Origin of the sequence: Chryseobacterium sediminis (genome assembly GCF_008386505.1) — a bacterium.
GTDB classification, from domain to species: domain Bacteria; phylum Bacteroidota; class Bacteroidia; order Flavobacteriales; family Weeksellaceae; genus Chryseobacterium; species Chryseobacterium sediminis.
The window spans coordinates 141,921-158,245 of the sequence record NZ_VUNZ01000002.1 but is presented as its reverse complement, the minus strand read 5'-3'; the positions used below and the strand labels follow the sequence as shown (position 1 = coordinate 158,245).

General features: G+C 36.7%; 15 protein-coding genes. 13 read left to right on the top strand and 2 right to left on the bottom strand.

What is annotated here, in order from left to right:
- Positions 1-4 precede the first annotated feature (4 nt).
- Positions 5-472: a hypothetical protein gene (locus FW780_RS12845; protein WP_167510708.1), complete on the bottom strand. Its 468-nt coding sequence runs from the start codon at positions 470-472 to the stop codon at positions 5-7.
- A gap of 6 nt (positions 473-478) precedes the next feature.
- Complete coding sequence (locus FW780_RS22650; protein ID WP_241676905.1) at positions 479-1,348, bottom strand: cell wall anchor protein; 870 nt, start codon at positions 1,346-1,348, stop codon at positions 479-481.
- A gap of 363 nt (positions 1,349-1,711) precedes the next feature.
- Between FW780_RS22650 and FW780_RS12835 the strand changes: the two genes are divergently transcribed.
- The 13 genes from FW780_RS12835 to FW780_RS12775 all read left to right on the top strand — a co-directional run bounded on the left by FW780_RS12835 (position 1,712) and on the right by FW780_RS12775 (position 16,230).
- A complete protein-coding gene (locus tag FW780_RS12835) occupies positions 1,712-2,035 on the top strand; it encodes a DUF6660 family protein (protein ID WP_149833955.1) in 324 nt (107 codons plus the stop codon).
- 147 nt (positions 2,036-2,182) lie between these two features.
- Positions 2,183-6,544, top strand: coding sequence for a CusA/CzcA family heavy metal efflux RND transporter (locus FW780_RS12830; RefSeq protein WP_149833954.1), 4,362 nt, complete (start codon positions 2,183-2,185; stop codon positions 6,542-6,544).
- 46 nt (positions 6,545-6,590) lie between these two features.
- The gene (locus tag FW780_RS12825) at positions 6,591-7,820 is read left to right on the top strand and encodes an efflux RND transporter periplasmic adaptor subunit (RefSeq protein WP_149833953.1); all 1,230 of its coding nucleotides are present in this window, start codon (positions 6,591-6,593) and stop codon (positions 7,818-7,820) included.
- Positions 7,821-7,842: 22 nt separating this feature from the next.
- The gene (locus FW780_RS12820) at positions 7,843-8,580 is read left to right on the top strand and encodes a methyltransferase family protein (protein ID WP_149833952.1); all 738 of its coding nucleotides are present in this window, start codon (positions 7,843-7,845) and stop codon (positions 8,578-8,580) included.
- Positions 8,581-8,601: 21 nt separating this feature from the next.
- A complete protein-coding gene (locus FW780_RS12815) occupies positions 8,602-9,483 on the top strand; it encodes a bestrophin family protein (protein WP_149833951.1) in 882 nt (293 codons plus the stop codon).
- A gap of 16 nt (positions 9,484-9,499) precedes the next feature.
- Positions 9,500-10,396, top strand: a complete 897-nt coding sequence (locus FW780_RS12810) for a cation diffusion facilitator family transporter (RefSeq protein WP_149833950.1) — start codon at positions 9,500-9,502, stop codon at positions 10,394-10,396.
- Between the two features lie 17 nt (positions 10,397-10,413).
- Positions 10,414-10,833, top strand: a complete 420-nt coding sequence (locus tag FW780_RS12805) for a Fur family transcriptional regulator (RefSeq protein ID WP_149833949.1) — start codon at positions 10,414-10,416, stop codon at positions 10,831-10,833.
- Between the two features lie 45 nt (positions 10,834-10,878).
- Positions 10,879-12,861 carry a heavy metal translocating P-type ATPase gene (locus FW780_RS12800; protein WP_149833948.1) on the top strand — a complete coding sequence of 661 codons (1,983 nt, stop codon included), beginning with the start codon at positions 10,879-10,881 and terminating at the stop codon, positions 12,859-12,861.
- Positions 12,862-13,474: 613 nt separating this feature from the next.
- Positions 13,475-13,837 (top strand): hypothetical protein, encoded by a 363-nt coding sequence (locus FW780_RS12795; RefSeq protein ID WP_149833947.1) that lies wholly within the window; start codon positions 13,475-13,477, stop codon positions 13,835-13,837.
- 225 nt (positions 13,838-14,062) lie between these two features.
- Positions 14,063-14,338 carry a YHS domain-containing protein gene (locus FW780_RS22575; protein ID WP_174774459.1) on the top strand — a complete coding sequence of 92 codons (276 nt, stop codon included), beginning with the start codon at positions 14,063-14,065 and terminating at the stop codon, positions 14,336-14,338.
- A complete protein-coding gene (locus tag FW780_RS12785) occupies positions 14,325-15,002 on the top strand; it encodes an SCO family protein (protein ID WP_174774458.1) in 678 nt (225 codons plus the stop codon). The genes FW780_RS22575 and FW780_RS12785 overlap by 14 nt, the downstream gene beginning before the upstream one ends.
- A 180-nt stretch (positions 15,003-15,182) precedes the next feature.
- Complete coding sequence (locus FW780_RS12780; protein ID WP_149833946.1) at positions 15,183-15,857, top strand: superoxide dismutase; 675 nt, start codon at positions 15,183-15,185, stop codon at positions 15,855-15,857.
- Between the two features lie 4 nt (positions 15,858-15,861).
- Positions 15,862-16,230 carry a hypothetical protein gene (locus tag FW780_RS12775; RefSeq protein WP_241676904.1) on the top strand — a complete coding sequence of 123 codons (369 nt, stop codon included), beginning with the start codon at positions 15,862-15,864 and terminating at the stop codon, positions 16,228-16,230.
- Positions 16,231-16,325 lie beyond the last annotated feature (95 nt).

Sequence of the window (16,325 nt, the reverse complement as noted above, 5' to 3'; positions counted from 1 at the left end):
CTTCTTATCGTTTGGTGATGTTTTTACTGAAAATTCTGCCGTCTTTTAGGGTAAAGCGAACAACATACACCCCCCAGTCATAACCTGTCATATTAATTTTGACCTGGCGGTTTAAGTCCGGGATGTTCTGCTGTTGGAATTTCCAGTGAACGGTACTGTGTTGATACAATGAAATAGATTCTATTAATCTATCTACTTCTTCTGTCCAGTCTATGGTAAGGTAATCATTAACAGGAACGGGATACAGACGTATTTGTTTCAGGAATGTTTTTTCATCAATAACAGGAATTTGTCTGGCAACGGCTGCTACTTTTGACTCTTTTGAGACGATTTCTTCGGCCTTTTTGCCAGCAGCATCAATTCCTCTGTATCTCTGATTTCCAGCTTCATCATATTTGAAATAAACTTCGGTTTGGGAAAAACCAAAAAAGCCTATCATCAGGGATGATAGTGAGAGTAATTTTCTTTTCATTGGTGTTTATTTTTGTGTGGATAAGAGTTGTTGAATCTGTTGCTCTAATTTTTCAATTTTTGCAGATTGAGCTTTCAAAATCTCATTTTCGTTCTGAAGCTGTTTAAGCTGTTCTGACTGTTGTTTTATTTGTTTATTCTGATCAATTGAGTACAACGTAAGTTCTTCTATTTTTTGTAATAGTTTAATCTGGAATTCACCTACATTCACGCCCTCTTTTTCCATTACTTTTGCAGCTGCAATTTCTGGAAGATGCTTTTTCTCTTTGATATGTTTTTCAACTTCTTCTAATTTTGGAAGATCGTATTTTTCATCAAATACAAAATCAGCGGTAGGTGTTAAGGTTACTTTTAATTCTTTGGCTTCAAACTTACCTTGTAACGAAGCATTTCCATTGGGCATAATAGCCATCTGTACTTTCTTGTTTGTAATAAAATTAATCGCTCCAAAATCTGGGGCTGTTATCTCATTTTCAATATTAAAATCACCATAAGTTCCATATCTGAAGCCATTGCCTGCGTAGGTAGAATTTACTTCCAGATTAGCAGTAGTACTATTATATGTTAAACTAACTAGAGCGGTACCCCCGGTTGGTCCGAAAGATGAAAATTTTCCTAAAACCAGATTTTGGTTGTTTATATTGTCTTGAGCTACGTGTAATTTAGCATCAGGATTTGCAGTTCCTATTCCTACATTCCCATTAGATCTAATTCTAACACCTTCAATATTATTAGATTTCAAAACCAATGGCTGATTATCTGTGGTCCCTATAAAATTGTTTGATGAATTGGTTCCTGAATTTCCTGTAAGATTCCAACTTTGTGCAAATGTAAATGATGAAACTAGCAGTGCAATCGAAAATAATTGTGTTTTCATAATTATTAATTAAATTTTTTTGTAAAACTATAATCGCGTAGCGACAAATTACGTCGTATTGAATAATAGTTTTATTATTTCTAAAATAGTTATTTTGTATTTGCAAATTTACAAAAAATCCAATGTTGTTTTGGTGATGTTTTTAAATATTAATATTTTTTAATAAAAAGTATTTAATTTTATGTTTTGTTTAGTGGTTATTTTGTTTTGTTGTTTTTTTATTATGGTAATTGCTCATATGGTGAATACTTTTAGCTTAGATTCTTTATAAAAAATGAATTTGTATGTAAAAACTATGCTTTTCGGATCAAGTTATATTAGAGATAGATCTCGACTTCAGAAAAAATCTCTACCTTTGTAACAATGAACCTCTTAAGATGGATACTGGCAATTTACTTCATGGCGTTATCATTGATGCCATGTGAAGATACGTCCCATCCACTGAATTCAGGAGATAATAAGATCTCATTAAGCATTCATGGTGTTCATTCTACGGAAAAAGGTGATATCTGTTCTCCGTTGTGTGCTTGCAGCTGCTGTCAGATAACGGTTTCAGCATTTAAAATGGATCCTTTATTGGAGATTCCTGAGCAGATTCCTGCTTACTTTTCAAAAAAGATTCTATTCCACAAAAACGACTTTGCTTACCAGATTTACGACCCTATCTGGCAGCCTCCTAAAATTTAATTTTTATTGACTTTTAGAAAGTTATGCTTTCTAATGATAAACCGTGCTTGAAACTTTGCAATACCATTGCAGAGGTTTTCAGGATATTTTTGCTGCAGTATTTTATGCTGTGTGCATTCATTTTTCAATAAAAATTAAATATAAATCGTGTTAGACAAAATCATAAAATTCAGTATCAAGAATAAAGTGATCATTGGCTTGATGACTTTGGTGCTGATTATCTGGGGAACATGGAGTGCCACCAGATTGCCAATAGATGCTGTGCCGGATATTACCAACAATCAGGTGCAGATCATTACCGTATGTCCTACATTGGCAGGACAGGAAGTTGAACAGCTGGTTACCTTTCCCATTGAACAGAGCATTGCCAATGTTCCCGATATTCAGGAAACAAGAAGTATCTCGAGATTTGGACTCTCTGTGATTACAGTCGTGTTCAAAGAAAATGTAGATGTATACTTTGCAAGACAGCTCATTAATGAACAGCTGAAAAACGCCGTGGAAGAAATTCCAAAAGGAGTAGGAACTCCCGAACTTGCTCCTGTAAGTACAGGTCTTGGAGAAGTATACCAGTATATTCTTCACCCTAAAAAAGGAAGTGAAAAAAAATACAATGCCAAAGAACTCCGCACCATGCAGGATTGGATAGTTCGTAGACAGCTGAACGGAACTCCGGGAGTGGCAGAGATCAACAGTTTTGGCGGAGAATTAAAACAATATGAAGTTGCTATTGATCCCAACCGATTAAAAGCCATGGGAACAAGTATTACTGAAATATTTACAGCGCTTGAGAAAAACAATCAGAATACGGGAGGTGCTTATATTGATAAAAAACCGAACGCCTATTTCATCCGCGGAATAGGATTGGTAACCTCTCTTGAAGATATTAAAAATATTGCTGTTAAAAATGAAACAGGAAGCGTTCCGATCTTTATAAAAGATGTTGCTGATGTTCGTTTGGGAAGTGCCGTTCGCTATGGAGCATTAACGTATGATGGTAAAGTAGATGCTGTAGGTGGAGTAGTGATGATGCTAAAAGGAGCGAATAGCAATGAAGTAGTCAGCAATATCAAAGCAAAAATTCCTACCATTCAGAAATCCCTACCGGATGATGTTGTGATAGAACCATTTCTGGATAGAACAGACCTTGTAGACAGAGCCATCAATACTGTACAGAAAAACCTCATCGAAGGGGCTTTGATTGTTATTTTCGTGCTTGTAGTTTTCCTGGGAAATTTAAGAGCCGGACTTATTGTGGCTTCAGCTATCCCGCTTTCCTTGTTATTTGCATTAGGAATGATGAATGTTTTCGGAGTAAGTGCCAATCTGATGAGTCTTGGAGCTATAGACTTCGGGTTGATTGTGGATGGTGCCGTGATTATTGTAGAAGCAACATTACACCATTTGGGAGTAAGGAAATCAGTGCGTGCATTAACGCAGTCTGAAATGGATGAAGAAGTATTCCTTTCTGCATCAAAGATCAGAAGCAGTGCCGCCTTCGGAGAAATTATCATCCTTATCGTATACATTCCGATTCTTACGCTGGCTGGAGTAGAAGGTAAAATGTTTACTCCAATGGCAAAAACAGTAGGATTTGCCATTCTGGGAGCATTGATTTTATCTCTGACATATATTCCAATGATGAGTGCCTTATTTTTATCTAAGAAAATATCCCACAAAGAGACTTTCTCTGATAAAATGATGAACCGTCTGCAAAAGGTATATCAACCACTATTACAGAAAGCTATAAAAGTAAAATATGTAATTGTTTCAGCAACAGCTGTAGTCTTTCTTATCTCTGCTTTTATTTTTAAAAATATGGGTGGTGAATTTATCCCACAGTTGCAGGAAGGAGATTTTGCATTTCACTGCATTTTACCACAGGGAAGTTCACTCAGCCAGAGTATAGAAACATCCATGCAGGCATCAAGGATCATCAAACAGTTTGATGAGGTGAAAATGGTGGTCGGGAAAACAGGTTCTGCGGAGGTTCCTACAGATCCAATGCCGCCTGAGGCTACCGATATGATTGTTGTGTTAAAACCGCAAAGTGAATGGAAAACCAAGAAATCCTACAACGAACTGGCAGATGAGATTAGTGAAAAACTGGAAACAATTCCCGGAGTATTCTTTGAGAAAAATCAACCGATCCAGATGCGTTTCAATGAATTGATGACAGGGATAAGACAAGATGTTGCTGTGAAAATATTCGGAGAAAACCTTGATTCTCTTGCCGTGTATGCAGATAAGGTGGGGAAAATCATTCAGACGGTAGATGGAGCTACGGCCCCACAGATTGAGAGAGTAAGCGGTCTTCCTCAGATTAATGTTCAATATGACAGAACAAGAATTGCCAATTATGGATTGAATATTGAAGATGTCAATAATGCCGTAAGTACAGCGTTTGCAGGAAAAGCTGCCGGACAGGTTTTTGAAAACGAAAGACGTTTTGATCTGGTAGTTCGTCTGGATAGTCTTCACAGAACGGATATTTCAGATGTAAATAACCTGATGATTACCTCCAGTACGGGAGCGCAGATTCCATTATCACAGGTGGCTAATATAAGTTATAAACTTGGACCTGCACAAATCAGCCGTGAGCAGGGAAAACGTAGAATTGTAATTGGATTCAATGTAAAAGACCGTGATGTGGAAAGCGTAGTGAAAGATATTCAGGCAAAGCTGAATAAAGTGAAACTTCCCTCAGGATACTACTTTACTTACGGAGGTCAGTTTGAAAACCTGCAGGAAGCAAGTAAACGTCTGATGATTGCTGTTCCGGTATCATTACTTCTGATTTTTATGCTGTTGTATTTTACTTTCCGTTCATTCAAACAGGCTGCATTAATTTTTACAGCAATTCCTATGAGTGCTATCGGTGGGGTATTTGCCCTTTTAATAAGAGATATGCCATTCAGTATCAGTGCCGGAATTGGATTTATTGCACTTTTTGGAGTGGCAGTGCTGAACGGAATTGTTTTGATCGGAACATTCAATCAATTAGAAAAAGAGGGTGAAACAGATATTCTGAAAAGAGTATTTGAAGGAACAAAAACAAGACTGAGACCGGTATTAATGACGGCTACAGTAGCTTCATTAGGATTTTTACCGATGGCTATTTCTACGGGAGCGGGTGCCGAAGTTCAAAAACCTTTGGCAACAGTGGTGATTGGTGGTCTGGTAACAGCTACTTTCCTTACGCTATTCGTTTTGCCGATGCTGTATATCATTTTTAACACAAAAATTTTGAAAAGAAAAAATAATAATACAGGAATGTTTACGGCGGTTCTTGTTGTAGGATTTATGATGCTGGGACAGACTTTTAAAGCACAGTCCAGACCTGTTTCTGTAGAACAGGCGGTAGAGCAGGCAGTCAGTAATAATTTAACCTTACAGGCAAAAGACTTAAGTGTTAAGTCTGCAGAAGCATTAAGAGGAACAGCAAAAGAGCTTCCTAAATTAAGCTTTGAAGCCCAACTCGGACAATACAACAGTCCAAAGTTTGACCAGTCATTTGCAATTTCACAGAGCATTCCTTTTCCAACACTTTTTAAGGCAAGAAAAGATTTGATCAATGAGAATATTAAAAGCAAGCAGATCGATAAAGAAATAACAGCCAATGAACTGATAAAACAAGTTCGTACCTATTATTATCAAATTGAATATCTCCAGTATAATAAAGCCCAGCTAACCAGTCTGGACAAATATTATGAGGAATTCATCAGAATTGCAACCGTAAGATTCAAAGCGGGGGATATCAAAAAAATTGAAATCAGTACAGCAGAAACCCAGAAAGGAGAAATTGATCTGCTGCTCAGACAAAATGAAGTCTTTCTGAATAATGCCTATAAGAATTTAAAGACTTTGATGAACACATCGGAAGATCTCGAAGTTCCGTTTAATAAAGATTATACCCCTTTAAAAGCAGAAAATGTACTTGATAGTGCAGTGGTGGCAAATAATCCGTCTGTGAGAGCTTTTTACCAGGAAATGGAAATTGCAGAAAAAAATAAGAAAGTTGAAAAGTCCCTTGGGCTGCCAGATTTTAGCCTAGGATACACCAATCAGTCCTTGATAGGTCTTCATACCATCAACGGACAGGAAAATTTTTATAACTCGGGAAAACGTTTTCAGTCGGCAACCGTAGGAGTAGCAATTCCTTTGACCTTTGGAGCAACAAAAGCAAGAATCCAGGCTCTGGAATATGACAGACAGGTGGCTGAAACTAATGCGAAAATGCAGCAGAAACAACTTTCCGCACAGTTAGACAATGCTTTCAGCCAATACCAGCAGGATGTTCAGCAATATGATTATTACACAAGTCAGGCACTGCCTAATGCTGAGAAAATTGTAAAAGCCGCCCAGTTAGGATATAAAACAGGAGAGATTTCCTATGTGGAATATCTTTTTGCCTTGCAGACGGCTACCAATATTCAGTTGAAGTATCTGGAATCTATCCAGCAGGTGAACCAATCTGTAGTGACCATTAATTCAATCATTAATAAATAATATGAAAGTGCTGAAATACAACATCAGACAAAATACATTTTTAGATATGAAACTCAAATATAATATCATACCCCTTATCCTGATTTCACTTTTACTGACAAGTTGTGGAAAAAAAGAAGCTGCAGAAGAAAAGGCTCCTGAAAAGACAGAACAGAAAGAGGCAGCACACGAAGAAGCTCCACAAACCATTGCTTCACTCACAGGAGATCAGATGAAGTCTGTAGGAATTGCGTTAGGGACAGTAGAGATGAAAGAACTAACCTCTACCATAAAAGCCAATGGTCTGCTGAGTGTTCCCAACAGTAATAAAGCAACCATTACTTCACTGTATGGAGGAATCATCAAAACTATCAATATTCAGGTAGGAAGTATCGTCAAAAAAGGGCAGGTTATTGCAACCATTGTCAATCCCGAATACATCCAGCTTCAGGAAGATTATCTGACAACCAATAGCAGGATAACCTATGCAGAGCAGGAATACAGAAGACAAAGAGAACTTTTTGATAATGATGCGGGAGCCAAGAAAAACCTTCAAAGTGCTGATGCTGAACTTAAAACATTAAGAACAAAAAGAGCTTCCCTGTTGCAACAGCTTCAGATGATGGGAATAAGCCCGGGGAAAGTAAATAATGGAAATATGCGATCAGGATTAGTTATCACAGCACCTATCAGTGGAACAATTAGCAGTATTACAGCGCAAATTGGAAGCTATGTGGATATTTCTTCTCCTGTTGCAACAGTAATTGATAACGGTTCTATTCATCTCGATCTTCAGGTGTTTGAAAAAGATCTTCCTAAGATGAGAGTAGGGCAGATTGTTCATTTTAAACTGACCAATAATCCGGAAACAGAATATGATGCCAGAATTTACAGCATAGGATCTTCTTTTGAGAACGAAAGTAAAACCATTTCTATGCATTGTGAAGTAATTGGAAATAAATCCGGACTGATTGATGGAATGAATATCACCGGAATTGTAAGCCTTGATAAAAGTACAACTCCCGCTGTTCCTAATGAAGCCATTGTAGAAGCAGACGGTAAATACTTTGTATTTGTTCAGACTGATAAAAAAATAGAAGAAGAACATGACGAAAAAGGAAAACCTCATCCGAAAACCTTAAACTTTGAAAAGATAGAAGTGGTAAAAGGAACATCCGATATGGGATATACCGCGATAACCCCTGTAGGAAATATTCCTGACAATGCAAAGATCGTGGTGAAAGGAGCCTTTTTTGTAAATGCTAAACTGGTAAATTCAGGAGAACACGAACATTAATGAATATTAAAGTTAAAGAAATATGGCTTTAAAACAAGAACTTGAAAAACAGGGGAATTGGTTATTTAAATACCGAAGTATCCTGCCAATAGGTATTTTATTCATAGGATTAATTGTTTTTATTAAAACCAATTTACAGGAAAAAGCATTGGACCGTATGATCTATTATGAATTTTTCTATCTACTCTTGAGTCTTTTAGGTTTAGGAATCATAATATATACAGTAGGACATACTCCTCAAAAGACTTCAGTGAGAAATGCAGCTGATGGTAAGTTTGCAGATACCCTCAATACTACTGGAATATATAGTATCGTAAGAAAACCTCTGTATCTTGGAAATTTTTTTATGTGGCTGGGGCCTGCGCTAATGACAGAAAATATATGGTTTATTATATCCTTTATTCTTTTCTATTGGATCTATTATGAAAGGATCATATTGGCTGAAGAACAGTTCCTTGAAAGAAAATTTGGAAATAATTATAGAACATGGGCAGAGAAAGTGCCGGTTTTTATTCCTAAATTAGAGATGTTTACTAGCAATAGTTTATCATTCAGTATAAAAAAGGTAATTAAGAAAGAGAAAAATGGACTTTTTGCGATTTTTTTAATTTTTATGGTTTTTGATTTAATTGGAGAATGGGTTAAAGACTACCGCCACTATAATATGATTTCTATTATTGGTTGTATTGTCACCATGCTCATTTATATTGTTCTTAAAATAATTAAAACAAGAACATCTTATCTGGAAAATAACAGGTGAAATCAATCAAAAAATTGAATTATGTTACTCAACAAAAAAATATCAGTCTGGTATTTCATCCGTGAAATAAAAAACCAAATTCTGTTGATCGGAATCTTTGCCATAGCCATTGGTCTTTTGGACGAGCTGCCGTGGTTTCGCAAGATCTCACTGCCCCTGAATATTCCGGCATTGCTGGGAACAGCAGTATCATTGCTGCTGGCATTCCGAACCTCCCAGTCCTACGAAAGATGGTGGGAAGCTAGAACTGTTTGGGGAGCAGTTGTAAACGATTCCAGAACTTTTGTGAGACTGATCATTCAGTTTATACCTGCCGGAAATGATAAAACAGTAAAAGATTTCGCCGAAAGACAGATCATTTGGAACTATGCCCTTGGGGAATCCCTGAGAAGACTTCCTTTTTCTGGAAAAGTTCAGCAATATCTAGATAAACACCAGATCAAAGGAGCCAATATTCCTAATGCTATTCTAGATGAACACTCCAGACAGCTGAAAGAAATTGCGGCTTCCAAAGGACTGTCCGATTTTCAGCAGATGCAGCTTAATAATATCATTACAAGGCTCTGTGACAGTATGGGAAAATGTGAGAGGCTGAAGAATACGGTATTCCCCCGTTCTTACAGTGTTTTAGTTCATATTCTGATCTATGTTTTTGCAGCGATACTTCCGTTTGGACTTGATGATTCACAGCTGGCAGTTGAAATTGCGATTACTTTTCTGGTTCCGGTAACATTCATTGCTATTGAAAAAACATCAATCATCATGCAGGATCCCTTTGAAAATGGGCCTGTAGATACTCCAATGACTTCTCTGGCACAGACCATAGAAATCAATCTCAGACAAATGATTGGGGAACAGAATGTTCCCCCTAAAAAAGAAAATACATCCTATTATGAAATGTAATTAAACCATACACCATATGGAAAGTACACCAACACAAACAGTTTCTGCAGGAAGCAGACATAAAAAGAACCTCCTTATCGTACTCTGCCTTAGCGGAACCTATCTCATTGCTGAGGTGATAGGAGGAATTGTTACCAACAGTCTTGCGTTATTGGCAGATGCAGCTCATATGCTGACAGATGTGGTAGGATTGTTGCTGGCATTTATAGCCATCAAAATAGGAGAAAGAAAAGCAGATCCTTCCAGAACATACGGATATTACCGTACCGAAATACTGGCAGCAGTAGTGAATGCAGTGGTTTTACTGGGAATTTCAATTTATGTTTTGTTTGAAGCCTATCAGCGGTTTCAAAATCCGCCGGAAGTACAAAGTAAATCCATGCTGATTGTAGCAGGAATTGGATTGATCGTCAATATTATCGGAATGATGATTCTGAGAAAAGACTCAGAAGGCAGCTTAAATATGAAAGGTGCTTATTTTGAAGTCCTTTCAGATATGCTTACTTCGGTAGGAGTGATGATTACCGGAGTAATTATGCTGACAACAGGCTGGTACTATGCCGATCCGCTGATCTCAGCTGCAATTGGATTGCTGATCTTCCCAAGAACATGGAGGCTGTTAAAAGAAGCCATTAATGTTTTGCTCGAAGGAACTCCTAAAGATGTGGATATTCATGAACTACGTAAATCATTAGAACAAATTCCTGGTGTGAAAAATATTCATGATCTGCATGTATGGTCCTTGACATCAAGCGTAAATGCTGTGAGTGCCCATGTAGTAAAAGAAGCTGGATATTCTCAAAATCAATTATTAAAAGCATTGACAGACACTACTGTTAATAATTTTAAAATCAGTCATACAACTTTTCAGATAGAAGAGGAAGGCTATGAAGAAAATGAAGTACATCTGTAAAACTTTAAAAGCGTATAATGAAAAAAGATATAGAACATAAACTCATTGATAAAAATACCAAACCCACAAGTATGAGGATTTTGGTGTATGATTTCTTAAGCTCTCAGGAAGCAGCCTTATCTCTTTCTGAAATAGAAAATCATTTTGAAAATGCTGATAGAATTACCATCTACAGAACATTGAAGACCTTTGAAGAAAAAGGAATTGTTCACAGCATTCAGGAAAATACAACAACAAAATACAAGTTATGTGAAGACGACTGTGACGAAAAAACACATAAAGACTGGCACCTTCATTTTTACTGTAAAATATGCAAGCAGACAACCTGCAAAGAAGATATTTCCTTCCCTGAAAACATACAGACCAACTTCAGGATGGATGAAATAAGATTGTTTGCCAAAGGAATTTGCGAAAATTGTCTTGAAAGTTTGCAATAGCATTGCATCAGTCTCACCTTTACATTTGTATAAAAATATTCAGTTATGGAAAAATGCTGTAGTACAACCCCGGAAAAACCAGATACAAAAGGACACAAACATAATCATGCAGAAGGAGACGGTCATGACCATGACGGTCATGATCATTCTCACGATTCCGGAGATCAGACGGTCTTTCAGATGTTTCTTCCGGCTATTATTTCCTTTGTAGTCTTATTATTGGGAATTGCTTTTGACAACTATATAAAACCTACATGGTTTACTGGCTGGGTACGTTTGGTATGGTTCCTGGCAGCCTATATTCCTGTAGGATTCCCGGTATTGAAAGATGCTTATAAAAGTATCATTAAAGGAGATGTTTTTTCAGAATTCTTTTTGATGAGCATCGCGACTATCGGGGCTTTTGCTATCGGAGAATATCCTGAAGGCGTAGCGGTGATGCTCTTTTATGCTGTAGGAGAAGTTTTCCAGTCTATGGCGGTTACCAGAGCCAAAGGAAATATAAAAGCTTTATTGGATCAGCGTCCTGATGAGGTAACGGTTATGGAAAATAATCAACCCAAGACAATGAAAGCCAAAGAAGCTAAAATTGGTGACATCATTCAGCTTAAACCCGGTGAAAAACTGGCGCTGGATGGGGAGCTGCTTTCTGATTCAGCTTCATTCAATACGGCGGCTTTAACAGGAGAAAGTAAACCCGATACTAAAAATAAAGGTGAAGTTGTTCTTGCAGGGATGATCAATATGAACAGTATTGCTTTAGTAAAAGTAAATACGGCCTATGAAGACAGTAAACTGAGTAAAATTCTGGAACTGGTTCAGAATGCCACAGCACAGAAAGCGCCTACAGAACTATTCATCAGAAAATTTGCTAAAGTATATACGCCTATCGTAGTATTTCTTGCCATAGGAATCTGTTTACTGCCCTATTTCTTTGTGAGTGATTATCAGTTCAGAGACTGGTTGTACAGAGCATTGATATTCCTTGTGATTTCTTGTCCTTGTGCCTTGGTGATTTCTATTCCGTTAGGATATTTCGGAGGAATCGGAGCAGCAAGCCGAAACGGGATTTTATTCAAAGGAAGTAATTTCTTAGACAGCATTGCAGAGATTCAGAATGTAGTGATGGATAAAACAGGAACAATGACAGAAGGGGTATTCAAAGTTCAGGAAGTAAGTATGACTTCTGAATTTAACAAAGAGGAAATCCTTCAGATGGTCAATGTTCTCGAAAGTAAAAGTACACATCCTGTTGCAACAGCTATTCACAATTATGTAGGAGAAATTAATCATTCCATTCCTTTAGAAAATGTAGAAGAAATTGCTGGCCACGGACTAAAAGCAACGATTAACGGGAAAGAGCTTCTGGTAGGGAACTTTAAGCTGATGGATAAATTCAACATCAGTTATGATCTCAACCATGCTAATATTGTGTACACAGTAATTGCAGTAGCTTATGACAAAAAATTTGCAGGATACATAACGATTGCAGACAGCATAAAAGAAGATGCCAAAGAAACCGTAGACAATCTGCATAAAATGAATGTAAAAGCTACAATGCTGAGCGGTGATAAAAGTACCGTAGTGAAATATGTAGCAGATCAGTTGGGCATAGACAATGCATTCGGAGACCTGCTACCTGAAGATAAAGTAAACAAGGTTAAAGAAATTAAAGCCAGAAAACAAACCGTAGCTTTCGTAGGAGACGGAGTAAATGACGCTCCTGTAGTGGCTTTAAGTGATGTAGGAATTGCGATGGGAGGGTTAGGAAGTGATGCCACCATTGAAACAGCTGATGTGGTAATTCAGGATGATAAACCAAGTAAAATTCCAATGGCAATCAATATCGGAAAACAAACGAAAAAGATCGTTTGGCAGAATATTGTTCTTGCCTTCGCCGTAAAAGCCGTGGTTTTAATTCTGGGAGCCGGAGGGCTGGCAACGATGTGGGAGGCCGTTTTTGCGGATGTAGGAGTAGCATTGTTAGCTATTTTAAATGCGGTGAGAATTCAGAGAATGAAATTTTAAGAAGCAAATAATAAGCACTACTAAATTATATTCAATAAAAGCTCTGCTGAATTTCAGTGGAGCTTTTGTTTTTTTAATTATACATTATGCCAACTATTCCATTGAAATCTTATGCTATTGAGACTCCTGCGGAGTGACAAAGAGAGTGTCTTTACTTTCGTATGAACGATGACTGCCAATTACAACTGGTATAAAGATGATACACACGGTTTGTCATTCCGTAGGAATCTCTGCAAAAACAAATATTGAGAGAGATAAATAAAACCAGCTTACAATTTTATCGGAGATAAAATCTTTGCGCCTTAAAACAATAAGCATTAAAAAAACTTGCGTCTTTGCGTTTATCCAACAAAACAAGAAGACATTTAACAAAACAAAAAGCTCTGCCAAAAACATCAGCAGAGCTTTTATCAACAAGATTAAATTGTATATAAAGAACTAAATTTTTCACTTAGATCTAAAATGTTACTCAAAGTTCGGGATAAAATTATACTGGTGACAGGCACAGTTTTGTAATTTTTGTAGGTAACAGTATACAATCACAATGACATTCATCATAAATCTATTATAAAACAATTTTGAAGTAGTATATTTGTAACAGAGAACTAAAACGTTGAGGTTATTCATTTCCATATTCATCATTTTTACCGTTGCAATACGTCCCGTTTTGCCATTGGTAAATTATGCTGTGAACTATGGTTATATTGTGAAAAACCTTTGTGAGAAAAGAAATGTACCACAGTCTACCTGTAAAGGAAAATGCTATGTGGAAAAAGAACTTGCAAAAACAGAAAAACAGTCCAATAGCTCTCAAACAGTAAAGATTGCGGGATTAGATGTTTTTATTTCTCATGATATCTTTTCTTTTTCATCTCAGCAGAATTCTGAATTATTGACTAAAGTTCCGGATTCAAGTTATTTTAATTCTCATTCTTCGGAATACTTTTCCAGGATATTCCATCCTCCTTTAGCTTAATTTTATTTTCAACTATATTTTTAGTTTATGAAATGAAAGTGTTAGCATTTTCATTAAAAAGCGGTTAAAATGCTGGACAATTAAAATCAATAATTGTAAGTTGTAAAAAATACATGATTTCTCTTTCGGACGTCCTGTGTTTTTAAGGTTTACTGTTCATGAATTTTAGATTGGTACTTTGCATCACAACCTTATTTAACCTTATTAATTTCAATTAACATCAAAATGAAATCTCTCATTATTTTGACTGCTGTGCTGTCAATATCATTGTTGTCATGTACCAAGGAAGCCCCTCAGGTAAAGCATGCAAGCCACATGGATTCTTCCGGAAAGAAAATAGAAAATGTACTGGTTGTAAATGAAGAAGATCCTATCTGCCACATGAAAACTGCCGGATCTCTTAAAGATACAGCGGTATATAAAAATAAAACGTATGGTTTTTGCAGTGTTTACTGTAAAGATGAATTCAAAAAAAGCCCTGAGAAATATGCCCAAAAATAAAAAAACCAATAATAAAAGTAAGGTAATTATACCAATCGCGTTATTTGCATTGCTTTTTCTGGGAATCGGGGTAGGAATGGGATATTTTAAAAAGAACCTTTATACCGTGATGAAAGTTCCCGATTTTGAACTGACGGATCAAAACAATAAAAAAATCACCAATAGAGACATGTTGGGAAAGGTATATCTGGTAGAGTTTTTCTTCAGCAAATGTCCCACCATATGTCCTGTAATGAATACCAATATGAAGGCTATTCAGAATCAGATCAACGATCCCGCTTTCGGAATTATCTCCATCAGTATTGATCCGGAAAACGATACACCTGCAGCGTTGAAAGAACATGCCCAAAGAATAGGAGCAAAATCTCCGAACTGGCATTTCCTGACCGGAGACCGTACTTACATTGGTGATCTTGCTGATAAATTTAATATCTACGTTGGCGATAAAGAAGATGAAGGAGAAAGTCTGAACCACAGCGGGATGATTGCGCTGGTAGATCAGGATGGAAATATCCGATGCAGATACAACAAAGAAAATATACCGATCCTTTATTATTCAGGTTTGAATTACGGAGACCCTGAAGGTAAAACGCCTATGCTGACAGGAAAATATCATCCCGACAGAGAAATTCTGATTGAGGATATTAAAAAATTATTGAAATAGGGAGGCTGGGAGAGTGAAGTTGGAAGCTGGAAGTTATTCCAGACGATGAAGATTTGGCAATTTTTGATATAACTGTAAAAGTAAATAAAAGTTGAAGGAGTTATGTTATAACATTCATTACTTCCATCCTCCATCTCCCTACTTAATAGAAAACATTGTTCAACCATAAACAAAAACGTTATGAAGATTTTGAAAATAGCTGCTTTAAGTGCAGTTTTCGCGGCTCAGTTTGCATTGGCTCAGTTTAAACAAACTCCTTTGCCATATGCTTATAATGCTCTCGAAGGGAATATTGATGCCCAAACGATGGAAATTCATTATTCAAAACACGCTGCAGCATACGTGGCAAACCTGAATAAAGCTATTGCAGGAACTCCACAGGAAAAAGAAACGTTGTTTCAGATTCTTTCCAATGCTTCAAAACTGCCTGCTGCAGTAAGAAATAATGCCGGAGGACATTACAATCACGAATTATTCTGGACGGTTCTTACTCCTCAGAAAAATACACAACCTTCTGCAAAATTGGTAAAAGCCATCACTGAAACTTTCGGAAGCATGGACGCTTTTAAAGAAAAAATGGCTAAAGCAGGAGCAGACCGTTTTGGATCAGGATGGGCATGGCTTTCCGTGGATAAAAATGGAAAATTGTTCGTTTCTTCTACTCCAAACCAGGACAATCCTTTGATGGATGTTGTAGAAGAAAAAGGAACTCCCATCTTCGGAATTGATGTCTGGGAACACGCTTATTATTTAAAATATCAGAATAAAAGAGCAGATTATCTTACCGCTATCTGGAATGTTACCAACTGGAAAGAGATCAGCAGAAGATATGATGAAGCTTTAAGCAAAAAATAATCATATGAAATTATTTTACAGCATACTTTTTACTTTTTATATGGTGCTAAGACCTTTGGTGCCATTGGTAGAGTATGCTGTAAATTATGATTATATAGCCAAAGTTCTTTGTATTAATAAAACAAGACCTGAGGTACACTGTAATGGAAAATGTTATCTGAGTAAAGAACTGGCCAAAACCAATGATTCAGAATCTACACCTTTTCAGAAAATTAAAAATTCAGGACAGAAAATCCTTGATACCTATATTCTGCCTGAAACAGCAGAGATCATGACTACTGAAAAACGTCCGTTTTTCAATTTCAACTTTATTTACGAAACAGGCTATTCTTTTCTGTTTCTGACTCATATTTTCAAACCGCCGGTTTTTTAAGTTAAACGATCACTATTCAACCACAAAAGTCACAAAAGCATAGATAAATAAAAAAGCGTAAGTGTTCTTATTGTGCATAAAACTTACCACTTGAT